The organism is Lysobacter luteus, assembly GCF_907164845.1.
Taxonomy (GTDB): Bacteria; Pseudomonadota; Gammaproteobacteria; order Xanthomonadales; family Xanthomonadaceae; genus Novilysobacter; species Novilysobacter luteus.
Map to the genome: position 1 here is coordinate 296,941 of NZ_OU015430.1, position 24,280 is coordinate 321,220.

At 60.5% G+C, this 24,280-nt stretch carries 16 protein-coding genes; 8 read left to right on the plus strand and 8 right to left on the minus strand.

From position 1 onward, the window contains the following. Positions 1-27 precede the first annotated feature (27 nt). From KOD61_RS01395 to KOD61_RS01405, 3 genes are read right to left on the minus strand one after another with little or no spacing between them, the layout of a single operon-like run. Positions 28-2,739 (minus strand): TnsA endonuclease N-terminal domain-containing protein, encoded by a 2,712-nt coding sequence (locus KOD61_RS01395; protein WP_215219307.1) that lies wholly within the window; start codon positions 2,737-2,739, stop codon positions 28-30. Beyond that, positions 2,732-4,585 carry a site-specific DNA-methyltransferase gene (locus KOD61_RS01400; protein ID WP_215219308.1) on the minus strand — a complete coding sequence of 618 codons (1,854 nt, stop codon included), beginning with the start codon at positions 4,583-4,585 and terminating at the stop codon, positions 2,732-2,734. Before KOD61_RS01400 ends, KOD61_RS01395 begins: the two co-directional genes overlap by 8 nt. Further along, a complete protein-coding gene (locus tag KOD61_RS01405; RefSeq protein ID WP_215219309.1) occupies positions 4,582-7,503 on the minus strand; it encodes an ATP-dependent helicase in 2,922 nt (973 codons plus the stop codon). The genes KOD61_RS01400 and KOD61_RS01405 overlap by 4 nt, the downstream gene beginning before the upstream one ends. A gap of 186 nt (positions 7,504-7,689) precedes the next feature. Between KOD61_RS01405 and KOD61_RS01410 the strand changes: the two genes are divergently transcribed. Continuing rightward, the gene (locus tag KOD61_RS01410; RefSeq protein ID WP_215219310.1) at positions 7,690-10,971 is read left to right on the plus strand and encodes a DUF3883 domain-containing protein; all 3,282 of its coding nucleotides are present in this window, start codon (positions 7,690-7,692) and stop codon (positions 10,969-10,971) included. A 67-nt stretch (positions 10,972-11,038) separates the two neighbouring features. Here the strand turns inward: KOD61_RS01410 and KOD61_RS01415 are convergent, their stop codons facing one another. From KOD61_RS01415 to KOD61_RS01430, 4 genes are all read right to left on the minus strand, one after another. Next, positions 11,039-12,478, minus strand: coding sequence for a YfjI family protein (locus tag KOD61_RS01415; RefSeq protein ID WP_215219311.1), 1,440 nt, complete (start codon positions 12,476-12,478; stop codon positions 11,039-11,041). Beyond that, entirely contained in the window at positions 12,478-12,858 is a 381-nt protein-coding gene (locus KOD61_RS01420) for a hypothetical protein (RefSeq protein WP_215219312.1), read from the minus strand. The genes KOD61_RS01415 and KOD61_RS01420 overlap by 1 nt, the downstream gene beginning before the upstream one ends. 15 nt (positions 12,859-12,873) lie before the next feature. After that, positions 12,874-13,287, minus strand: a complete 414-nt coding sequence (locus tag KOD61_RS01425; protein ID WP_215219313.1) for a helix-turn-helix transcriptional regulator — start codon at positions 13,285-13,287, stop codon at positions 12,874-12,876. A gap of 169 nt (positions 13,288-13,456) precedes the next feature. Beyond that, positions 13,457-14,500: a hypothetical protein gene (locus KOD61_RS01430; protein WP_215219314.1), complete on the minus strand. Its 1,044-nt coding sequence runs from the start codon at positions 14,498-14,500 to the stop codon at positions 13,457-13,459. A gap of 185 nt (positions 14,501-14,685) precedes the next feature. Between KOD61_RS01430 and KOD61_RS01435 the strand changes: the two genes are divergently transcribed. The 7 genes from KOD61_RS01435 (at position 14,686) to KOD61_RS01465 (ending at position 22,929) form a co-directional block, all read left to right on the plus strand. Continuing rightward, complete coding sequence (locus KOD61_RS01435) at positions 14,686-15,078, plus strand: hypothetical protein (protein ID WP_215219315.1); 393 nt, start codon at positions 14,686-14,688, stop codon at positions 15,076-15,078. A gap of 56 nt (positions 15,079-15,134) precedes the next feature. Next, positions 15,135-16,415, plus strand: a complete 1,281-nt coding sequence (locus tag KOD61_RS01440) for a TolC family protein (protein WP_251370618.1) — start codon at positions 15,135-15,137, stop codon at positions 16,413-16,415. Further along, on the plus strand, positions 16,412-17,689 hold the full coding sequence (locus tag KOD61_RS01445; RefSeq protein ID WP_407074553.1) for an efflux RND transporter periplasmic adaptor subunit: 1,278 nt from the start codon (positions 16,412-16,414) through the stop codon (positions 17,687-17,689). Before KOD61_RS01440 ends, KOD61_RS01445 begins: the two co-directional genes overlap by 4 nt. 25 nt (positions 17,690-17,714) lie before the next feature. Beyond that, positions 17,715-20,897, plus strand: coding sequence for an efflux RND transporter permease subunit (locus KOD61_RS01450; protein WP_215220230.1), 3,183 nt, complete (start codon positions 17,715-17,717; stop codon positions 20,895-20,897). Between the two features lie 3 nt (positions 20,898-20,900). Then, positions 20,901-21,521, plus strand: a complete 621-nt coding sequence (locus KOD61_RS01455; RefSeq protein WP_215219317.1) for a cation transporter — start codon at positions 20,901-20,903, stop codon at positions 21,519-21,521. Further along, positions 21,521-22,417, plus strand: coding sequence for a cation diffusion facilitator family transporter (locus KOD61_RS01460; RefSeq protein WP_215219318.1), 897 nt, complete (start codon positions 21,521-21,523; stop codon positions 22,415-22,417). The genes KOD61_RS01455 and KOD61_RS01460 overlap by 1 nt, the downstream gene beginning before the upstream one ends. A 176-nt stretch (positions 22,418-22,593) precedes the next feature. Then, positions 22,594-22,929 carry a YnfA family protein gene (locus KOD61_RS01465; RefSeq protein ID WP_215219319.1) on the plus strand — a complete coding sequence of 112 codons (336 nt, stop codon included), beginning with the start codon at positions 22,594-22,596 and terminating at the stop codon, positions 22,927-22,929. Positions 22,930-23,238: 309 nt separating this feature from the next. Here KOD61_RS01465 and KOD61_RS01470 read toward each other — a convergent pair whose 3' ends face one another. Then, positions 23,239-24,222, minus strand: coding sequence for an RNA polymerase sigma factor (locus tag KOD61_RS01470; protein ID WP_215219320.1), 984 nt, complete (start codon positions 24,220-24,222; stop codon positions 23,239-23,241). Between the last annotated feature and the right edge of the window lie 58 nt (positions 24,223-24,280).

The window sequence follows — 24,280 nt, forward strand, 5'->3', positions numbered from 1 at the left end:
TACAACAATGTAGCTGTCGAGAACGGGCTAAAGCAGGGCGCTGTACTTCCGACCATCAGCCTGCGACGACGGTAGGATGTGGTACTCCATGCCACTGGCGACCGCCATCTGGCTAGCGAACTCCTTCTTGGCCTGCACGACAGCGTCATCGATCTGATTGTCGGCCTTCACTTCGACGATGACGTATTTGAGCGACCCGTCCTCTTCCACTCGCTGGAACACGAAGTCTGGGTAGTAGCTTCGGACAGTGTGGGACTCTGGGTCGATGTACTGGATGAAGAAGTCGGATTGCCCATGCGTCAGCATGCCGGTGAAGTAGAGCTTCTTCACCTTCTTCTCCCCGAGCAGATCCCAGAACAACTGGCGCTCCGACCCCGAGTCGAAGCAGTAAGTGTCCAGATGGAAACTCTTGGTTCGCGTCTCAACGGACAGCGATGCGTCGTCGTGCTTGATGATCTTGTCCTTTGCCGCGCTGATCTCGTAGTAGCCCTTGTCGGGGATCTTGATGAGCTCAACCTCGTGCTCTTCCTTCTCTTCGGACGGGTCGAGTTCATACAACAGGCGGAATAAGCGGGGGATGATCTCGTCGTACAACAACTCGTTGAACTCGTTGGCGATGGCCGCCAGCTCATCCGATCCTTCCTTGGTAGAGTCCAGAATGCCTTCGACTTCCAGCGGACTACGATTGAGGTAGCGTGCAACTTCCGCGACCAGTGTCAGGCGCGAGAACTCGCGCTTTTGCCGTCGGTGAGTCAAGTCACGCACATCCATTTTGCCGGACTGTGCAGCGTCATCCAGGCTCAGGCCTTCCTGTTTGCTGGCAAGCAGGCGATATTTGTCGGTCAGCTCTTTCCAGGCCAACGTATTTGTTCGGTCCAGCCCAAGCGCGATGCCCGGCTTCAGCGTCTTCTCCTTGATGAGGAACTGCTTTCGCACCCGAACTAGCTTGATCTTCACGGGAGGCGGGACGACCTTAACTTCGACACGTACTTTGCTGTCGTCCTTCTTCTGTAGCTCCTCCGTACTGATGCGAAAGTTCTGCTGCAATTCCTCATTGAGGATTTCAAGGTTGTCGTCGGAAAGGAATACGTGGCCGGTGTATTGGGCTTGGCCAATGGAGCGGAGGCACCGCATGGTTGCCTGAAGCACAAACACCCGCGATTTCGGCTGACGGAACAGGCCTACGCCGAACAACGAGCGACAGTTCCAGCCCTCTCGTCCCTTGTTTACCAGCAGAATGTACTGCTTCTCAGAGCCTTCGGTATCGAGCCGGTTGAACTCGCGGATGTCGTCGTTGGAGGTGATCTTGCTGTCGCCCACGTTGACGAGAATGCGGGATGTGGGAATTCCGTGCTTGACGAGGGCCGCTTCTACGGCGGGCTTCAGTTCGCCCATCAGTTCTTCCACCGTGGCGGCAAAGAACGCGATCTTCGGAAGCATGCCTTCCGGTCTCAGGTCGGTGGTCTGCCCCAGGAACTCCTCGATGGCGATATCCACGAACTCCTCGGTGCGACTATTGGTGTAGCCATGGAGCTCAACCTGCTTGAGGAAGCCCTTGTGGATCGCTTCCTTCAGTCCGTACGCATACACGACTTCCGGCAGGACCTCACGGCCGACGTAGGGTGTGCCGGTGTAGTTGAAGCAGGCTACGACGTGTGTACCAGTGTTCTTCAGGCTCTTCGCCAGTTCATCGATCGTGGTGCGTAGGCTGGTGTCGGTTGCCTTCTGGCCCACGCCCATGTCCTTGGCCAGATTTTTGCCGAAGGCGTGGTGAGCTTCGTCCACGTAGATGCCAATCTGTTCCAGCCGGCGTAGCTTCTCGAAGCGCTGATTGGTGGTCAGGTCACCCTCGTCCTCAGGCTGGTCGAAGCCGTACAAGTCGGCGTTCTCGTCGTACACGGTCGAGGGGGTAAGGACTTGCGCCGTGGCTCCGAAGAGCTTGTCGGTGGCGTTCTTGTCCTTATGCCGACGCTTCAGGATGATTTTCTGGGTATTGGAGACGATGATGTTGAACTTGGACTTGTCCATCGTATCCAGCGACGTTCCGGCTTCTTCCAGGTAGTGGAAATGCAGGTTTGCGGTCATCCATGAAACGTATTCCGGCGGCACGACCCCGGACAGGTCAAACCCTTCGATTTCCTTCAGTGATTGCAGCACCGTCTTGTCGGGCGCGAACACTAGAGCGTTGTGGCAGAAGTGGGGGTCCTTCGGGAACTTGTTTGCAAGCAGGAACTCGTAAAAGATGCACGTCGCCATCAGGATGGTTTTGCCCGTGCCCATCGTCAGCGCGAAGATGTAGTTGGGGTACACCCGGCTGTTTTTGCGCATCCGGTCGAACAACGACTTGTACGAGGTCAACTCCAACTCGTCGCTGTCACCGAATTGGAACATCTCCTGCCCGGCGGTACCGCGGAACGAGCCGAACTGACGGCCTTCGAACTTGCCGCTACGCTCGTACCATGCCTTGAAGATCTCCTCGACCTTGGCGTTACCCAGGAACTCCTTCAGGAACACGTACGTTTCTAGTGCTTCGAACTGCGGTTGGCGCAGGAACGCCTTGGGGTTCTTTGCCGGGTCGTTGAAGTCTAGGAACTTGCGGGTCAGCTCGCGGTAGCTCTTGCGGATGTTGCCGTCGTTGGCTTGGTAGAACTGCCACAGGAAGCGGAAGAAGGCGAAATCGAGTGAGGCGGCCACGCTTGAAGTGCCCTTCTTGGCAGCCGTGTGAGCGCCCTTAGCCATTGTCGATGCTTCCTTCCCACGATTCCGACAGCAGGTCGGTGATCTTCACGCGGATGGTCCCCGCGTCGGCCGGCACCTTGTACTTGCCGGAGACAAGCTCGTTCTTGCCAGGGATATCCACTTCGGCAGGCTGCAGTACCGCGCCATCGTAGTTCCAGTCGATCAGTACGCTCTCGACCAACTCGCGCCAATCGCTAGCAGCTTCCTTCTGCAAGGACAGCTTCTGCAGCAGGTTCATCGGATAGAAGCGCTCGACGAGCAGCTCGCCGTTCTTGATGACGACCTTGGCTTCGGAATCGCGCTTGAACTCTAGGTTGGACTTGTCGCGCAGGATGTCCACGACCTGCACCTCAATCAGGTAGGGTTTCGCCTCGAATACCAAGTGAGCAGCCAAGTCGGGCTCGTGCCCCATACAGACAAGCGTGACCTTTTCCACCGGGCGCGTCGGCGCTTCGGACTTTCGGCGGTCCCATGCTTTGTAGTCGAAGCCGGCAATCAGTTCATTGAGGTCGGCGCGGGTGGCGATACGGTTGACCGGCATGATCTTGACCATGCGGCCGTCCTTCTCGCCGTCGAATACGGTGCTGAATTCGAGCTTCTGGATTTCCAGTGCCTCGATCAGCAGCTCCTTGGCTTCCAAGGGATTGCGGAACACGTCGTAGTGATTGACGTTGTAAATCTCAAAGCCGGTGTGACGCTTATCCTCGTCGCCAAGCGTCCGTTGTCGTAGCCGTTCCGCTACTCCGATCAGACGCTTGGTGGTTGTCTGGATGGCACCTAGGTTGATGTCAGCACCGATGTATCTCCGACCAAGGTTCTGGGCTGCCACAAGGGTCGTTCCCGAGCCCATGAAAAAGTCGAACACGAGGTCATCCTCATTCGATGAGGCTTTAATTATTCGCTCAAGCAAAGCGACGGGTTTTTGGGTTGGATAGCCTACGATTTCTCCAGAAGGCCCATAAAGGCCTTTTATGTCTGCCCACACGTCAAGCGGTATTCCTTCGCCCTCAGCCAGAAAGCAATCCATCCAGACGTCAGTTGGGATCTTTCCGGCTTCGTTAGGTGTCCAGGTATAGCCATCCTTGAAGCCAGGGCGTTTCTTTGCATTCTTCTCGAAGTTGTAAGTCTGGGACTTTATGTTTTCCGTTTTGTAGGGCACGCGAACGCTGTCGGCGTTGAAGATTCGATCGCTTTCTTTCTTGGACTTGGTGTAATAGAAGATGGTCTGGTGCTTCCTTGAGAAGCGCAGGCCAGAAGTGCCGCCACCTTCAGCAAGCCAAATAATTTCATTGGAAAAGCAGTCCGAGCCGAACACTTCGTCCAATAGTAGGCGCAGGTGGTGACTTTTATGCCAGTCGCAATGTAAGTAAATACTGCCTTTCTCCGACAGGAGTTCGCGCGCCATGATGAGCCGTTCAAATATGAACTGAAGGTACTCATCGTTGTTCCAGATGTCGGTATATTGCTTCTCCTCGAAATTGGTCTGATTGGACTCCGCCTCTTTCCCTTTGCGTGTGATTCGACGCTTGTAGTCCGCCTTCGAGTCAAACGGTGGGTCGATATAGATCAGATCGACCTTCCCGCGAAACTGCTTCAGTAGATGGCTCATCACCTGAAGGTTGTCGCCCCAGAAAACCTTGTTGCGCCAACCGTCCACCTCCTCGCCGTGAACTTCCTTTAACTGCGCCGGATAGAACTGCGTCGCCGTGAACGGACGCTTGCCGCGCCAGTTCAGCATCGGATAGCCCTTGATCGGCTCGAACTCGTACTTGTCGACAGTGGTGGTGCCGCCATCGGGCGTGGCCAGTTGCAGGTTGTCCTGCGCCGGTGTTGTCGTCTTGCTCATGTTCCAGTCTTCCTGAATTTCCAATTCTTGTTGTCGCAGTAGGCTCGCATGTCGCACTCGACACACAGCTTGGTCGGTCGCGCCACCATCTGATAGTCCTGCCGCTCAATTCGAGCCACGATGTCATCAAACCGCGCAATCGTCTTGCCGATGGCACGGTCGTCCTTTGGGAACGAGACGTAAGGATTGCCGCCTTCCTCCCCGGTGTAATACAGGTGCATCCGGCTGACCCGCTGCCCGGTGCGCTCTTCGACCAGATGGGCGTACACCTCCAACTGGTGCCGATACTGGTTCAGCCGTTCCTGGTCCTTCTCCAGGTCGGGCTTTTTTTCCGACTTGAAGTCGATGATTTCGACCGTGTCGTTCTCGCCCCGGATCAAGTCGACGTTGCCCTTGAGGATGTAGTCGTCCTTGACCAGCGAAATCTCGACCTCGGCCTCCCTGATCCTGTCCCAATGGGCCTTCTCGCGCTCGTAATAGCGCAGGACGTGGTTCAGCGCCGCTTGCTGGGAGCTGGTGGCCAGGTATACGCGCTCCTTCTTGGACAGCGTGGCGTAGTTGGCAGAGAACCACCCGGCAATCCTGTCTCCGTCCAGAGTGCTTTCCTCGCCCCGCAACACTGTCTTGTGAATGTCCTCGATCGTCTGGTGCACCAACGTACCGAACAGGATCTGGCTCTCGCGGATGGGCGCAAAGTTCAGGTCCTTGAAGAACCGGTACTGCTCGGCGCAGTTCTCAAACACGGTGATGTGCGAGGTGAACGAATACTCGCGCTTGAGGTTGATCTCCTTCACGGGCTCGTAGTCGAGCGCGCCAAGATCCACGTCACGCCACCGTGGCAGCTCGTCAAACATGCGCTCGAAATGCTTGGAGGGCGAGCGACGCTGACCTTTGCCCATACGCTGGTGTGCGGCGAGCAATAGCAGGTTTTGTGCCCGCGAGAAGGCGGTGTAGAACAGTCGCCAAAAGTCAAAGATCTTGATTTGCTCCAACGGCTCGAAGGTGGTCTTGGAAAGATATCCGCCTTCCTCCAGCAGCACGTCCATGTCCCGGTGTTGCTTACGTGGACCCGCCTCCATCGACCCGCACACCACAACGGGGAACTCCAGTCCCTTTGACTGGTGGATGGTCAGAAACGAGACGCAGCCCTTGGGCGCGTAGTCAGACAAGTCCTCGTACTCGCCAATGCCACCGTCCTTGAGGAAGCGGAGGTAGTGGTTGAGCAGGTCACGCAGGTTCCTTTCGAGCCATTCGGGGCTCAGTACGCTGACGTAGTGCAGGTACTCGAATTTGGTGAGCAGGCTGGAAAAGGTGGCTAGGTTGCGAGCCGCACGTCCCTTGTCCACACCTCGGATCGACTCTTCGCTCAGATAGCGCGAGAAAAGTGGAAACTGAAGTAGCTGGTAGAACAGACTAGAGAAGGCGTAGTCAGTGGTCTGCGTCAGCACGACGTGGCGCTTGGCCAGCGGCCGTGCCCACTCTAGTAGGGACTTGTTCTCGGGTTTGCGCAGCTCGTCGGCGAACGGCTTGAAACACTGCTGGTCGTAGTAGTCCCAAATCGGCATCGTCGCGCCGTCGGCCCACACACGGACCTTGGAAAACTGCGGGAACAAGAAGATCATCCCCCCGATCATCAACCGGACTTCTTCGCGTTCAAAGAACATGTTGGAGCGCGGCGAGTAAACGGGCACCCCGGCCTCTTCAAGGAAGCGGGCCAGGTCTTGGGCGCGGGTACTCTTCACTGACTGGTACAGGAAGGCGACCTGGTTCCAGTCGGTCACTTTGCCCGAGTCCTTCAGTGTGGTGAGGAACGCCAGCACCTCGGCGTTCCAGTTGGCGCTCTGTCCGGCGGGGTCGGCTGCCTTGAGCTTCAGAACGGCAGGCACTTCGGGAAATTGCGCCTCGCGCGCCAGTATCTTCTTGTCGAAGCGGAACTTGCGTTCGCCGTCGTCCCACGTCTGCTCCCGCATCCACTCGTTGTAGAAGCGGATGATGTCCGGGTGAGAGCGGTAGTTGACGGAGAGTCTGACCTGCTTGCAACAGCCGTCGGCGAAGAGCTTCGGGAACTCCAAAATGTTTCGGATGGTCGCGCCGCGGAAGCGGTACAGGCCTTGGTCGTCGTCGCCCACCACACACAGGTTCTTGCTCTCTCCGGCCAGAAGCAGCAACAGCCGTTCCTGAATGGTGTTCGTGTCCTGGTACTCGTCCACCATCAAATAGGAGAGGTTGGCCTGTACGGCCTCCAGCACCCGCGGGTGCCTTTCAAGTAGTTGCAGAGCCTCAAACTGGATGCCGGAAAAGTCGAGTGCGTTGTGCTCGGCCAGAAGCTCCTGGTAGCGGCGGAAAATCAGCCCCAAGGCCTTGACCTCGATCTCCGGTGCCTGCGCCAGAGTGTCCGCATCCAAAGCCTCCTCACTGACCTTGTTGAGCCAGTGCAACAGGTTCTCGGATTGGTGCCAACGGCCAACGCCGTCACCCATGACCAAGTTCGAGTCTGGGATTGCACGGAACTCTTTGATGCGCTGGTAGAGGAAGTACTGCTGATCGAACTGGTCGAACAGAGTGAAGCTGCGCTTCAGGCGGGTGTATTCCTGATGGTCCTCCAGCAGTCGCAGGCAGATGGAGTGGAAGGTACCGAGGTACATGTCGTTCAAGTTGAAGCGAATGTCCAGCTCGGTCAGGCGGTTCGAAATACGGGTGGTCAGCTCCCGCGCGGCTTTGTCTGTGAAGGTGACGACCAGCAGAGACTCCGGGGCCACGCCTTTCCGGGTGATGAGATAGACGATGCGCTCGACCAACGTGTAGGACTTGCCAGAGCCAGGTCCAGCAATGATGAGCACCGGGCCCTCCGTAGTCTGGATGGCCTCGCGCTGCTGGGCATTGGCCCTGCTAAGAAGCGTCTCTTCTTCCGCCGACATCACAACCCCCGGTCAAAGCTTTCAGAAGCAGCGCCCTCGCCGACTCAACTCACCATCCCGTAGAGGGAAGGGCGGCACCCCCGGCCGGCGGGCGGGCTTCCATGGTCGCATGTCATGGCGAGAAGCGCCGTTGCTCAGCTACCTTTACGAACATCAGAGTGACGATGCGCTCTCAGGGGGATTACGGTGGCGTCGAATTACGAAGAAATTTGCCGGCAGAACCGCGAGGACTATGGCAAGAAGGGGGCGAAGAAGTCGGGCGACCTGGCTGCCGGTCTCTATGACGATGAAACTCACTTCATCTACGAGCTGCTCCAGAACGCCGAGGATGCGCTCAAGCGTCGAGGGGAGGATTGGAAAGGCTCCCGGCAGGTCAGTTTCACACTGAGCGATGACCGGCTGCTGGTATCTCATTGCGGCCACCCGTTCACCGAAAACGATGTGCGGAGCGTTTGTGACATTTCTGAGAGCACCAAGGACGAGAACTCGATTGGGCGCTTCGGGCTGGGCTTCAAGTCGGTGTACAAGGTTTCGGATCTGCCGGAGATCCATTCCGGTGACGAAGACTTTGTCATCGAAGGCTATGTCTTCCCGAAAAGGGCTAACAAGACTCGGCGTGATGCCGAGGAAACCCAAATCTTCCTGCCGCTGAAGGCGGATAAGGCCGCACTCAAGGCCCGCGTTACTGATGGCCTTAAGGCGCTGGGGGCGACTTCCCTGCTGTTCCTGCGCCATATCCGGGAGGTGTCCTGGAGCATTGAGGGTGGCGCATCCGGCTTGTATTTGCGGGATGAGCCGAAAGTATTGGACGCCAACGTCAGCCGGATCAAGGTCATCGGCCAAGCCTCCGGCGCGCCAGATATTGATCAGGACTGGTTAGTGTTCCACCGGGACGTGGGGAAGGGGTGCGTCGAACTGGCCTTCTCGGTTATTGCCGAAAAAGGCGACCAGAACAATTGGACGGTGCAGCCATTGCTGTTGTCGCCACTAGTCGTGTTCTTCCCCACGGCTTATAGAACCAATCTTGGGTTCTATCTCCAGGGGCCATTTCAGAGTACGCCAAGTCGCGACAACATCCGGAGCGACGAACCCTGGAACCATCACCTGATGTCCGAAGCGGCCTCGTTACTTGTCGAGGCCATGGCATGGCTACGCGATAGTGGGCGGCTAGACATCAATTCCTTGCGCTGCCTGCCGCTGGATAGGGCCAAGTTCCCAGACGGCGGCATGCTCACCCCTCTTTTCGAAGCAACGCTGGCGGCGTTCAAGGCACATCCGTTTTTGCCGAACAGCGAGGGTGGCTACTCGCATGCCGAAGAATCCAAGCTGGGCCGCACATCGGAACTGCGTGAGCTGTTCGATGGAGACCAGCTTTCGTCGCTGTACGGTGTGGAGGGTACTCGTTGGCTGACCGGAGACATCACGCAAGACCGCGCTAATGACATTCGGCAGTTCGTCATCAAGGAACTTGAGGTCAAGGAAATTCATCCGCGCGACATCTTTCCGATGTTGACCACAGAGTTCCTTGAATCGCAGTCCGATGAATGGATCGTACGCGCTTATGAGTTTTTGAAGGATCAGGGTGCGATCAGGCCACTTCTTGGGAACACGCCCATTGTTCGATTGGCTGATGGGACGCATGTCACAGCCAAGAAGGACGGTCAGCTGAATGCCTTCTTGCCTACAGGCGAGGAAACGGGATTCCCGACGGTGAGGCCATCAGTTTGCACATCCGAATCTGCTAACGAGTTCCTCGCCTCGCTCGGGTTGCACGCACCTGATCCAGTCGATGCGGTCATCCGGAAGGTCCTTCCCAAGTATCAGGTGGACGGCGAAATTGATGTCACCAGCTACGAGGATGACGTTGCACGAATCCTTTCCGCTTTCAACACGGACTCCGCGTCCAAGCGTTCCGCACTGGTCAATGAGCTCAAGAAGTCCAACTTTGTCATGGCGGTATCCACGGGCGATGGCAGCGACTATTTGGAACGGCCTGGACGGGTCTACCTCGCCACTGATCGGCTGACACGACTGTTCGACGGCGTCGATGATATTTCCATTGTGGACAGCGGCTACAGCTGCTTGCGCGGCGAAGATGCCCGCGAGCTGTTGGAGGCGTGTGGGGCAGTGCGGTATCCGAGGCCAGAGCGGGCGACCCACGAGCACTCGTGGAGCGATCGGCTGAAGGCGCTTCGCGTGCTTTCAGGATATCCGGAATCCTCCGGACAGAACGATTACGTCGAAGACTGGGAGCTTCAAGGTTTTGCAGAGTTGATCGAGCACCTGCCGAATCTAGCGGTGGAGCATCGGGTCGACCGTGCTCGTTTAATCTGGGAAAGCCTTGGTGACCTGGAGGAGCGTCGTGGACGCGGAGTCTTTGAGGGAACTTACACGTGGACGCATCACGGCAAGAGAATTGCCCCTCCATTTCCCGCATCTTTCGTTCGAAGTCTCAATGAAGCAGCCTGGGTGCCTGATGCCAAAGGTGATCTGGTTCGGCCACAGCTTGTCGTGTTTGAGGCCCTTGGCTGGAAGGAGAATCCGTTCCTTCAATCCAAGATCATCTTCAAGCCAAATGTCCTCGACCAGTTGGCAATAGAAGCTGACATCGACCCCGCGGCACTCGATATGCTGCGAAAGCACAAGCTGACCGCAGCTGACTTGGCGGCCTTGCTGACCGCAAGGTCCGGCATTGAGCAACCATCGGAACGCGACATCACGTTGACCGAGCCGCAAGCAGAAGCTGCTTCGGCTGGTACAGAGGACGCCGCCGCCGTAGTTCCGGAAGGTTCCGTCTATGACGAGAACAAGGACTTATACGGCGATGACCTGCCAGACAGTCCCGAAGGCACGTATGACCCTGAAGGTGGCGATGGTGATCGTCCTTTTGATGGACACGCCGGGAGCGGCCCATCTGTGAAAGGTAGGGGCGACGTCACTGACGGGAAGCAAGTTGGGCCATCTAGCGATGGCGGTTCCCGACAACGCACCGGGGAGCGTGGCAGACGCCCTCCAGGTAGCTTGGGCGGACGGGCTTTCATTTCTTATGTCGGCGCCCACCCAGACCTGGAAGAGAGTGACCCCGATGGCCTCGACCAAACACAGCGCATGGACATCGAAGCGGTAGCCATTCAGTACATCTTGGAGGCGGAGCCGCATCTGCATCGGACCAGTACCGGCAACGCTGGCTTCGATCTGTTGGAGAAGGACGGTGGAAATCAGCCGGTACGCTGGATCGAGGTCAAAGCTATGACGGGCTCACTGGACCATCGCCCCGTAACTCTGTCTCATACCCAGTTCGAGCATGCGCTACAGAAACGCGAGGCTTATTGGCTTTACGTGGTGGAGTTCGCCACGGCCCACGATAATCGCCGCATTTTGCGAATCCAAAACCCGGCAGGAAGTGCCAAATCGTATACCTTCGATAAAGGGTGGGCTGAGATCGCCCAGGTCAGGCCGCCGGAGTGACATCACGTTCCTTTGTCGAGGAATGGCATACAGCCAGCCCCGATGGGCTGGCTGGCTAAGGAAGGCCCTAGGATGCTTGCGCAAATGCATGCCTGTGACTGATTTTGTACTTTCGTTTGTCTTTTTCATCGGAGACGACGTAGATGTCACCGCGTCGGCAAAGCACATCGACCGCTGAATCCAGTCTGATCTTCGGACGAAGGCCGCAATTGTGCGATACCTCCCTGCTGTCGACCTCATGCACGCCGAACCGCCAGTAACGCTTGTGCAGATAGCGCAATAGCATATCGGCGTCCAATTCTTCGGGGGAGGAAATGCTTGCAACGAACACCCGATGAAACTCGTGGAGATGCCACTTAGCAATGTCAATGCCTCGGCGCAGCGTGTCTTCGGTGATATCCCCGTCGTAACCCTCGAAGTAGTGCATGATCGCTGCAATTCGGCTTGCCATCTCCATGAGCTTGGAGGCGACATCGCCGACCTCCTCACACATCCCCCCCGGGCGGAGTTCTAACTCGACATCGTCGGCTGCTCGACGCCAAAGCGAGATCGCATTGTCGTCAAACTTGAGCGGGTCGAGCGCAGGTTTGCCTGACACAGATATTTGATCGTATTCCTTCAGCAATTCACGCATGCGCTCCTGGAACTTTTCGAGTCCGGCCAAGGTAGGACTGAGATCGCGCAACATGCGATTGCCCTTCTCGGACGGCGGCATTGCAATCAAGAATCGAGCAAGCGTGCCAGAACCGTGTGCTACATCACCCCTCTTCTGAATGAACCGGTGAACTACCACAGGGTGAGTCATGATGTTGATGGAAACCCTGGGGTTGTGGATGGAAAGATTCGTGTCGTTTGCCCTGTCCAGCGGGAGCGTTCGCGGGCCATCCCAAAGCTTATTGTACAGACCAAGATTCCGCATCGACGCTGAGTCAAACATCATCTGGCCTTCGTCCGTGATGAATGAGATTCCCTCGCGGTCGCCCGCCAGGGCTTCGTAAACCGCGGTCGAAGTCATGTCTTGGCGAATCATGCGGCGCAGACGCGGCCGAGTGGGTTCCTTGGCATTGTGTTCCTCCAGTTCGTGCTCCAGTTGATCGATGGGAAGCCCGTCCGCGATGGTCTTCTTCAGTCGCTTCAGGATCGGTCGCTTAGCAGCGGACCAGATCTCGCGCCGCGTTCTGTAGGCGCGCACGGCTTCGTCGTGAGCTTTTGTCGCGTGTTCGTCACGTTCGTAAATTGGTGCGGAGATAAGCGCGTCGACGGCGCTACGCCGCTCGCCAGATTCGCCGATGAACATCGTGAAAAGAGACGTTGGTCGAACGAGGCCGCCAGCGACAGGAAGCACCACGTCGACACTTCGCTGACACACCGATGATGCGGCGGAAAGCAGAACGAGCGCGACCAATGCGTCTGGGGCTTGGATGGCCTGCCGCACGTCCATGCCAGCTTCGAAGAGCCGAGGCGTGAACGAATCGACTGGATATTTTTCGTGGTCATGAAGATTCATTACGCGACCTCCTTCGGTGAAATTTCAGTTGTATTTTCGGTTGCCAAAGTTTTCGAGTCAGGCGATGCGCACGGCGTCAAGCTGTGGCCGCACGTCGGACACGTCGCGCTACTCCCCCCTGCCAAGCGGACATCCCGTTCGTTCTTGAGCAGCGTGCGAAAGCTGGCCGAATGCAGCTTCAGGTCGTAGGTCTCATTCACCAGGGCAATGACCTCCTTTTGCGAAAGTCCCTTGTTGAGCGCAATCTCGATCAGCTCATAGGTCGCGGAGAAGGTGGTCTCCACGCTGGGTGCTTTCATAGAGAGGGCTAGATCGACTTGGCGCTGGAGCTTGGCCATGCGCTCATCTTTCGGCTTGGTGATCTCGTTCTTGATCTTCATGTTGTATGAGTCCTGTTAGCGGGTACGCGACGCAGCGGCGCGGATTTCGAGGTAGGCGATGACTTCCGAGTACCACCAGACGGATGGCGAGCGCTCGGAGTTGCCCAACTTGAACGGCTTGGGTGCCAACGGGTCGTAAGAAGGGGAGCGCGCGTTCAGACGCTGATACCAGCTGCTCTTGCCGATGCTCAAGATGTGCAGCACATCAGGCAGGCGGATTGCGCGATCATTGGAACGATCGTTGATTCGAGCGAGCTGAAAGATGTCCTTGAGGCGGTCCAGGACGTTGCTGTTGCCGAGCTCTTGGAGGAACTCCAGGTCAGAAGCGGCTGACGACTGGCTACCGGGCTTGGAGATGGGAGCAACGATCGGATCGGATGACCAGACCTGACGAGGTGCGACTTCAGAATGGATCTTGGTTGCGAGCATTTCAGACTTTCCCTTTGGTTGCCTAGGCCGCGGTAGTGCGTCCCAGTGCGGGCAAAGCCTAAAAAAAAGGGGGGGATCGACCTAAAGGTCAGCGGCAGACCATTTGACATGTGCGGCATGAATGACGTAAAGGCGCTGCGCTCTGCGGTGCAGTGAGTATGCGGTTGCCCTATTGATCCTGATCGTGGGCCAGACGCAGGCTCAACACGTCGCCATTGGCCAGAAGATTGAAAATGCGCGTGTGGTAGTCGGCCGTCTCGAACTCAAATGCTTCGCTGGTGGTTCTCGCAGGGCCGGGGGGAACAGGCGAGCCCTTCTTTCGGTCGAACATAGCGAAAGCCTCGGTCATTTCAGGGTAGGGGCCTTTGGGACTGGACCATGACTTGAGCGTGCTCTCAAGCCGGTCGATAGCGTCGTTATCGTCGTTGTGCTTGGAGTTGTCTGGTGTTAGACGGTCGAGCTTTTCCAGTTCCGATAAGAGCACGTGCTTTCCTTCCGAACTCTTGTAGCTTTGGATAAACCTGATGACCGCCCTCCTGGCTTCGGCGACGCTGGTAATCGACTTGTCGGCCTCAAGCCTCTTGAGGACCTGCAACACGATGGCACGTTTGTACTCGCTGTCCTCGGCCTTCTCCTTGGCGGCATAGGTTGCGAACATGTGTGAAGCGGATTGCGTCGTACTCAGGCCAAGGTTGTAGTAGGCAAGAGCTACGACGTGCCATATGCGACTCATGTCGTTGCTGTGGCACAGCCGCCGGGCCTCTTGGAGATACAGGGCGGAGATCAGCAAACCCTTGTAGGGATAGGGCTCTAGCGTGTTCCACGAATCCGGAGCTAGGGTATTGACGATGACTTCCTGGCGAAGCCATTCCAGATAGGAGTGGGTCGGCGTCTGATCTCGATTCTCAAGAAGCACTTCGGCGTAGGCCCAGAGCGGGCTGACGTCGTCGAGCTCATTGGCGTGGATTTGTTCGTGCCAAAGCAAGATGCCGTTCTCGACGAGTACGGCCGGGTCCACGGCCCTTTCGCCTTCGTATTCGTAGAGGAAATGAGTCCGGGGATAATTGGTGTCGGCGGGATAGAGGTACTTGCTGGCTTCTAGATCTGTCTTCTTCTTGCTCATGGTGCGGTTCTGGCGTTGCTGATGGTTGATGCGGAATCGTAATCGTTCGTTGGGCGGTGCGAGCATGCGTTTTGTACTGGACTCGGTCATGACTTGAGATGCTCGGACTTGGAGGACGGGTACTGCTTCCGTCGAGCTCATGAGCTCACGAGCTCACGAGCAGGCGAGCGGCACCAAATTGTTGTCCACTGCAGCCCGGCACACAGTCCATCGAAGCGACACCGGCATACAGTGAAATTGTGTAACCCCGCGTCCCACAGGTACCCTGCGCGACCATGATGCGTTTGCGCCCCCGCCGCTGGTTGCCGCTCCTGCGCGTTCTCGTGCTGGGGCTCTTTGCGCTGGGGTTGGTGCTGCAACCGGTAATGGCAGCCGTCGGCGAGATCCACGAGCTTGCGCACGATCCGACCGGTTCGCATGTTCACGGCCAGCATGCCGACGATCTGGACGCGGGCCTGGACGCGGGCGACGAGCAAGACGAGGACGGGGCGAGGACGCTGCATGTGCTGTTGCATTTCGCCCACTGCTGCGGCGCGACCGCAGCCCTGGTGCAAGTGCTCGAACCGGTCTCGTCCATGCCGATGGATGCCAGCCTGGCTACTGCGGTGACACTGATGCCGCCACAGCCGCGGCTGAGCTCGCCCTTCAAGCCTCCGATTTTCGCGTGACCGCGCCGCCGGCATGACGCCGGCACCTGTCATCTCGAATAATCGGAGCATTCCCCATGCGTTTGCGATTCGCGGCCTTGGCCGTGCTCGTCGTCGTGTGTGTCGTGGCCTTTCCCACGCACGCCGCCGACCCTTTGACCCTGGACGACGCGTTTCAACGCGTTGCCAACACCCATCCCAACCTGCGCCTGTTCGGCACACGCCGCGATGTGCTGGAAGCCGAACTGGATCGCGCCTCGCTGCGGCCTGCACTGGTCGCCGGCGGCAGCATCGAGAACGCCTTCGGCACCGGTGAGGCCAGCGGCCTGGACGGTGCCGAGATCACCCTGAGCCTGGCTTCGGTGCTGGAGCGCGGCGGCAAGCTGGATGCGCGACGGACCTTGGCGCAGAGTCGGATCGATGCGTTGGCCGTCGAGCGCGAGGCCCAGCGACTCGACCTGCTGGCCGAGGTGGCGCGTCGGTATCTGGCGATCGTCGCCGCGCAGCAGCAAACCGTGATCGCGCGGTTCGATATCGAGCAGCGCGAGCGTACCGTCGCCGAAGCCCGCAAGCGGCTGCAAGCCGGCGCCTCGCCTGAATCGGTGGTACTGACCGCGCAGGCGGCATTGGCCCGTGCCGAACTCGACCAGGCACGGGCGCAGCAACGCGAGACGGCCGCACGCCAGCACCTCGCGGCGCTGTGGGGCGAACGTGCCCCCACGTTCGAGGTAGCCGGCGGTGATCCGCTGGCGCTGCCCGAGGTGGCCGACTTTGCGGTGCTCGCCGATTGGCTGGCGCGGACGCCGGAGCTGGCGCAGTTCGTAGGCGAGGCGCGCATTCGCGAGGCGCGCCTGCAACTGGCCCGCAGCGAGGCCACGCCGGATCTGGACTGGCAGGTGGGCGTGCGCCGATTCCAGGGGAGCGACGACTTCGGCCTGATCGGCAGCGTCTCGATCCCGCTGGGCAGCGCGAGCCGGGCCCAGCCGGGCATTCGCGCCGCGCGGGCGGAACTGGCCGGGCTGGAGATCGAGCGTGAAGCCAAGGGCCTCTCGCTGTACTCGACCCTCGCCGAGGCCCACGGCCGTTACCGCGTCGCCGAGGTCGAGGTCGATCGGCTGCAGAACGACGTGCTGCCTCGGCTGACCAAAGCCGAAGCCGCTACGCGCGCGGCCTACCGCGCCGGCGCGGCCAGCTACTTGGAATGGGCGACCTTGCAGGCCGAGCGCACCGCCACGCGCAAACAACAACTGGAGGCCGCACTGGATGCTCAGCGCGCCCTGATCGAAATCCAGCGACTCACCGGCCAGGCGTTCGTTGCCGGCGCCGGGTCCAACACCGAACAAGGAGTTTCACCGTGAAGCCTATCCACCTGATCAGCGCGCTGGCGCTGGCGCTGTCATTGGCCGCCTGCGGCGGAGAGTCCGGCGGCGACGACCACGCCGACGAGGCCGCCGGCGAGCATGCCGCGGAAGAATCCGGCGAACACGCCGAGGCGGAAGCCGCGACCGGCGAGCACGGCGGCCGATTGCTCCAGCAGGACGGCTACACAGTGGAACTGGCGATGGCCGAGGACGGCGCGCCGCCGCGGTTCCAGGCCTGGTTGTATGAAGACGGCGAGCCGCTGCCGGCATCGAGTGGCAAGGTCGAGGTGCGGGTCACCCGCTTGGGCGGCAGGACCGAGAGCTACACGCTCGCCCCGCAGGAAGACGGCAGTCTGGCCGCCGCCAAAACCGTCGCCGAGCCGCATTCCTTCGAGGTCGAAGTGCTGGCTAGCATTGGCGATGAAATGCTGCGTTGGGAGTATGCGAGCTACGAAGGCCGCACGGCCATCACCGCGGCTACCGCCGATAAATCCGGCATCAAGGTGCAACCAGCCCAGCCAGGTGTAATCGCCGACGAGCACGAGGTCCAAGGCCTGCTGACGCCGATCGAAGGTCGGGTCGCCGAGGCCACCGCACGTTTTCCCGGCCCGATCCGCTCCCTGAAAGCCAATGTCGGCGACCAGGTGGGCGCCGGACAGACACTGGCGACGATCGAGAGCAACCTCAGCCTGAGCAACTACAGCGTCGCGGCGCCGATTTCCGGCGTGGTCACCGCGCGTAGCGCTTCGGTCGGCGGCCTCGCCGGCGAAGGCATGCCGCTGTTCGAGATCGCCGACCTGTCGCAACTGTGGGTCGACCTGCACATCTTCGGCGCCGACGCCCAGCACATCCAGCCGGGTGTGCCAGTGGAAGTCACCCGCATGAGCGACGGCAAGACGGTCGAAACCGTGCTCGAACGCGTGCTGCCGGGCATGGCGACGGCCAGCCAGAGCACGGTGGCCCGGGCCACGGTCGACAACGCCGATGGCCTTTGGCGGCCCGGCTCGGCGGTCAAGGCGCGGATCACGGTCGAACAGCAACCCGTCGAACTGATGGTGCCGCTGTCGGCGCTGCAGACCATGGGCGGCGAGGAAGTGGTGTTCGTCCGCGTTGGCGAGGTGTATCAGGCGCAACCGGTCGAGGTTGGCCAACGCGACGGCCAACGCGTGGAAATCCTGTCGGGGCTGACGAAGGGCGATCAGGTCGTGGTCGAGGAGAGCTACCTGATCAAGGCCGATATCGAGAAGTCGGGAGCGTCGCATGCGCACTGACCTAAACCACGATGAATCCCCCGGCATGTTGGAAAAGATCGTTCGTTTCGGTATCCATCATCGTTGGCTGATGATGGTGGCGACCCTGGCGCTGATCGGCGTGGGCATCTGGAGCTTCACCAAGCTGTCGATCGATGCCACCCCCGATATCACCAATGTGCAGGTGCAGATCAACACCGAGGCGACCGGCTATTCGCCGCTGGAGTCCGAGCAGCGCGTCACCTATCCGATCGAGACCGCCCTGGCCGGCCTGCCGCAACTGGACTACACCCGTTCACTGTCCCGCTACGGGCTGTCGCAGGTCACCGTGGTGTTCGAGGACGGCACCGACCTGTACTTCGCGCGCCAGCAGGTGGCCCAGCGGCTGCAGCAGATCCAGTCGCAGATCCCGGAAGGGCTGGAGCCCCAGATGGGACCGATCTCGACCGGTCTTGGCGAGATCTTCATGTATACGGTCGACGCGGCGCCGGAGGCGCGCAAACCCGATGGCACGCCGTGGACGGCGACCGACCTGCGCACCCTGCAGGACTGGGTGATCCGGCCGCAGATGCGCAACACGCCCGGGGTCACCGAGGTCAACACCATGGGTGGCTACGAGCGGCAGATCCATATCACCCCGGATCCGTCCAAGCTGGTCGCACTCGGCTTCACCTTGCAGGACATCGTCGATGCGGTGGCCGCCAACAACCAGAACATGGGCGCGGGCTACATCGAGCGCAATGGCCAGCAGTACCTGGTGCGCGTGCCCGGCCAAGTGGGTGGACTCGACGAAATCCGCAACATCGTGCTTGATCGGCGCAACGGCCTGCCGATCCGCGTAAGCGATGTGGCGCAGGTCGGCGAAGGGCCAGAGCTACGTACCGGTGCGGCGACCCAGAACGGCGAGGAAGTCGTGCTGGGCACGGTCGCGATGCTGGTGGGCGCCAACAGCCGCGAAGTTGCGCAATCCGCCGCCGCCAAGTTGGAAGACGCCAACGCCAGCCTGCCTGCGGGGGTCGATGCCACGGCGGTGTACGACCGCACCGAGCTGGTCGACCGCACCATGAAGACGATCTCGAAGAACCTGGTCGAGGGCGCGCTGCTGGTGATCGTGGTGCTGTTCCTGCTGCTCGGCAACTTTCGCGCGGCGCTGATCACGGCCGCGGTGATCCCGCTGGCGATGCTGTTCACCATCATCGGCATGGTCAAGGGCGGCGTGTCGGGCAACCTGATGAGCCTGGGCGCGCTCGACTTCGGCCTGATCGTCGATGGCGCGGTCATCATCATCGAGAACTGCCTGCGCCGGTTCGGCGAGATGCAGCACCGGCTCGGCCGGGTCATGACCGATGACGAGCGCAAGGACCTGACTGCCACCGCCACGGTCGAGGTGATCCGGCCCAGCCTGTTTGGCTTGTTCATCATCGCAGCGGTGTATCTGCCGATCTTCGCGTTGACCGGCATCGAGGGAAAGATGTTCCACCCGATGGCGATCACCGTGGTGCTGGCTTTGACCGGCGCGATGGTGCTGTCGCTGACGTTCGTGCCGGCGTCGGTCGCAATCTTCCTGAGCGGCCGCGTCGAGGAGAAGGAAAACCGGGTGATGCAGTGGACCAAGCGCCGCTACGCGCCCGCGTTGGCGTGGTCGCTGCGGCGCCGCCGGTGGGTACTCGGCGGTGCACTCGCGCTGGTCGTGGTCAGCGGTCTGGTGGCGATGCGGCTCGGCAGCGAGTTCATTCCGAGCCTGGATGAAGGCGATATCGCGATGCACGCGATGCGCATCCCCGGTACCGGCATTGAACAGGCAGTGAAGATGCAGATCGCGGTAGAGGAGCGCGTGATGCAGATCCCCGAGGTCGAACGGGTATTCAGCAAGATCGGCACCGCCGAAGTCGCCACCGACCCGATGCCGCCGAATGTGGCCGACACGTTCCTGATGATGAAACCACGTGACGCTTGGCCCGATCCCCGCAAGCCCAAAGAGGTGCTGATCGCGGAGATCGAAGACGCGGTATCGACGATTCCCGGCAACAACTACGAGTTCACCCAACCCATCGAGATGCGCTTCAACGAGCTGATCTCCGGCGTGCGCGCGGACGTGGCGATCAAGGTCTTCGGCGATGACCTGGATACGCTGGTCGAGGTGGCCGAGCAGATCGAGGCGGTGACCAACCAGGTCAGCGGCGCGTCCGACGTGAAAACCGAACAGGCCACCGGCTTGCCGCTGCTGACAGTGGTGCCGGACCGTGAGGCGCTGGCTCGTTACGGCCTGAACCCGAGTGTGGTGCAGCAGACCGTCGCCACCGCCGTGGGCGGACAGGTCGCCAGCGAGTTGTACGACGGCGATCGGCGCTTCGACATCGTGGTGCGATTGCCCGAACAGATGCGGGCGGATCCGACGGCGCTGGAAGACCTGCCGATTCCCTTGGGCGGCAACATCAACGCCGACGAATCCAGCCGTGATCCCGCATGGTCGGACGACACCCCACAGACCATCCCGCTGCGCGAGGTGGCGACGATCGAGAAGATTCTGGGACCGAACCAGATCAACCGCGAGAACGGCAAACGCCGCGTGGTGGTCACTGCGAACGTGCGCGACCGTGACCTGGGCAGCTTTGTTGCCGAGTTGCAGCAACGCGTCGAGCAGCGCGTCGACATCCCGGGGGGTTATTGGGTCGACTACGGCGGCACGTTCGAGCAGTTGATCTCGGCCAGCCGCCGACTGGCGGTGGTGGTGCCGGTGACGCTGGTGCTCATCTTCGGCCTGTTGTTCATGGCCTTCGGCTCGGCCAAGGATGCGACGATCGTGTTCAGCGGCGTGCCGCTGGCACTGACCGGTGGTGTGTTCGCGCTGGCGCTGCGAGGGATTCCGCTGTCGATCACCGCCGGGGTCGGCTTCATCGCATTGTCGGGTGTGGCGGTGCTCAACGGCCTGGTCATGATCGCCTTCATCCGCAAGCTGCGCGAACAGGGCGATCCGCTGGAGGATGCCATCGTCGATGGCGCGCTCGGCCGTCTGCGCCCGGTGTTGATGACCGCGCTCGTGGCCTCCCTAGGCTTCCTGCCGATGGCGTTCAACGTCGGCACCGGCTCGGAGGTACAGCGGCCGCTCGCAACGGTTGTGATCGGCGGCATCGTGTCCTCGACCCTGCTCACGCTACTGGTGCTGCCCGCGCTCTACCGTTGGCTGCACCGCGACACCGAGTCTAGTCAGAAAGTCCTGGAGGGCTGACCCATGGGTGATTCATGCTGCAGCGGCACTGTCGATATCCGCGCCATGGAGGCGCGGCAGCGGCGGGTGCTGATGATCGTGCTGGCGATCAACATCGCCACGTTCGTGATGATGCTTTCGGCGGCCATCTACAGCGGATCGTCGTCGCTGCTATCGGGCAGCCTCGACAACCTGGGCGATGCGCTCACCTACCTGCTGAGCATCGCTGTGATCGGTGCCAGCACACGGGCCAAGGCCAAGGTCGCGCTGCTCAAGGGGTTGCTGATCCTGGGGGCTGCGATTGCGGTGGCGGTCCAGATTGGCTGGCGCCTTGCGCATCCGGAAGTGCCGATCTTCGAAGCCATCGGCCTCGCCGCGCTGCTCAACCTGGCGTTCAATGGTATCTGCCTATGGTTGTTGACTCCGTACCGCCATGGCGACGTGAACATGGCCTCGGCTTGGGAATGCTCGCGCAACGATGTGTTTGAAGGCATCGCAGTTCTGTTGGCAGCCGTCGGCGTTTGGCTGTTCGAGGCTGGCTGGCCCGATCTGCTCATCGCCGCGGCGTTGCTGGTGATGTTCCTGCGCTCGGCGTGGAGGGTACTGCGCTCGGCGTGGCGTAGCTACAAAACGGGAGATGCATGATGGGCGCAGGACATGATCATGGCGGAGGCGAGGTCAAGCACGAAAAGCCCTTGTGGTGGGCACTCGGCCTAACCGCCACCTTCCTGGTCGCCGAGGTCATCGGCGGCCTGCTGACCAATAGCCTGGCACTGTTGTCGGATGCGGCGCACATGGCGACCGACGTAATCGCCTTGACGATCTCATTGGTCGCCGTGCGCCTGAGCCGGCGACCGCCTGATGCCAAACGCACCTACGGCTATGCGCGCATGGAAGCGATCGGCGCGCTCGTCAATGGAGGCATGCTGTTCCTGGTCGCCGGCTACATCCTCTGGGAGGCGGTCGGCCGCTTCAGCGAGCCCCCGTCAGTAGCCTCGACCGGGATGCTGGTGATTGCGGCACTGGGATTGGTGATCAACCTGATTGCCATGCGCCTGCTAAAAGCCGGAAGCGGCGAGAGCCTCAACGTCAAGGGCGCCTACCTGGAAGTCTGGGCTGACATGCTCGGTTCGGTCGGAGTGATAATCGGCGCGCTGATCATCCAGTTCACCGGGCTCTACATCGCCGACCCCATCATCGCGGTACTGATCGGGCTATGGGTGTTGCCACGCACCTGGACACTCCTTCGCGCGGCCGGACAGGTGCTGATGCAGGGTGTCCCTGACGGGCTGGATCTCGAAGCGGTGCGGGCAATGATGCTCAGCCATCCAAGCGTCGAGGCCATCCATGACGTGCATGCATGGGCCTTGGCATCAAAAGAGCCGATTCTTACCGCTCATATCGTCCTTGCCAGTGCGACAGACGATGTCGACAAGGTGCGAGAAACCTTGGCGGCTGCGCTTGATGAGCAGTTCGGTATCGCCCATGCCACATTGCAGGTAGAACTGGTTGCCTGCGCCGCGGAGAATTCGCACGTCTAGCTGAGATGCGGTCAACAGAACCGACCGCAGCCCGGCTCCTCCCGTTGCTACATACGGACAGCGGCTCCGGTCAAAAAGAGGGCTGGAGAACCGACCGAAATGGCTGATTCCTGCTGCGGCGCCACCATCGGCATTGGCGTCTTTAAAACGCTGGTGACGGACGCGAGAGGCGGAACATGATTGCGGTCCTCAAGGTCACTGCCATCTTCGTCCTCACCGCTGTCGCGGAGATCGTCGGCTGCTGGCTGGTGCTGTTGTGGCGCAAGGAAGGCGGAACCGTATGGCTGCTACTGCCGGCTGCAATCAGTCTCGCGGCATTCGCTTGGCTGCTGACGCTTCACCCAGTAGCGTCTGGCAGGATCTACGCCGCATATGGCGGCATATACGTCGCAACGGCATTGGTCTGGCTGGTGCTCGTTGACAACGGCCGACTCAATCGCATCGACTTGCTCGGTGGCGGATTGATCCTCCTTGGAGCACTGGTGATGGTCGCTGGACACTGGCGTGTGTGATCGTCGACGCAGCTACACGCTAATTGCCGGCTCTCTAGGACCGCCCGACTATCTGGCTTGCCGACCGTTCTCGTCTAAGGCTATGCGACTCGTCCGATACCTGCGGTAGGGTGAGCGCCAAGCCATCTAGAGCCGCTTCAGCTGCCATTCCGAGGCGTACTCAAAAGTGAGTCAGATGGTGAGTCAACAATAAGTCGCATTGATTAATTAGTTCACTCTATCAATAGTTTGCAGTCGTTATGTGGTTGCTGGTGGGCCCACCAGTCGCGGAAGCGGCGGCGTGTTTTGCGACGCAGCGATTGCTGGATTTCATCGCCTCCGATGTCGGCGATGGATGCGTGCGCGGGCCGCGCCCAGCGCGATGATCACCAGCGCGTAGACCGCTGACACGGCCAGCAGCCGGGCCTGCGACCAGTCGCCGTGCCTCGACCAGAACAGGATGCCGACAAAGCTCGCCATCACCGCGGCGTAGACCAGCCCGTGGCGTAGCAGGGCATGGCGTTCGGCGCGGCTGCGGGCCCGCCGCATCGCGAGGCGGACGTCGATCAGCACCGCGCCGAGGACCAATGCCAGGGCCGCCAGCACGCTGGCGATCGCACCCACGGCCCACTTGGCGCCCGCGGCCGATGCGGTGGTGGCCGCCGCGGCCTCGCGTGGCCCCAGGGAACCCACCACCAGTGCGGCGAAGGCAACGCCGGGGGCGCTGTGCCGGGCCACTTCGCCGACCTGGGCGAGCACCTCGGACTGCAATGCATCGCGGGCGCGCTGCAGCCGTTTGCGTACCGCGGCGTCGCTGAGGCCAAGCAAGGCGGCCACGTGGCGGCTGCTCTGGCCCTCGCGGTAATACAGCAGCAGCACTTCGCGGCTGTCGTCGGGTATGGCGTCCAGCGCGCGCGCCAGCTGTCCGGAACGTTGGCTGTCGTGCAGCCAGGCGTCGGGTTCGGGCCCGCGTCCAGCCGCACCCTCGATGCGTGGGTCGTCCATGTCGAGCGCGACTTCCAGGTGGCGGCGCCTGCGCACCTGGTCGATCGCCCCGTTGCGCGTCACCTGGCGCAACCACGGCAGCAGGCTCTCGGGCGTCTGCAGTGCACCGATCCGCTGCCACGCCTTCGCGTACGTGTCCTGGGCGATGTCTTCGCTCAGTTGCACGTCGCGGGTCACCGCCAGCGCAACGGCGGTGACGGTCCTTTGCGTCGCCAGCACCAGCCGCGCAAAGGCGTTGCGGTCGCCCCGCTGGGCAGCCAGGAAGTCGTCATGTGCGACCGGGTTCATCGCGGGAGCTGCGTCGTTCATCGTCGGCCTTGTGTCAGGGATTGTTGCCTTCAGGAACGAACGGGCGGGGCGGATGTGA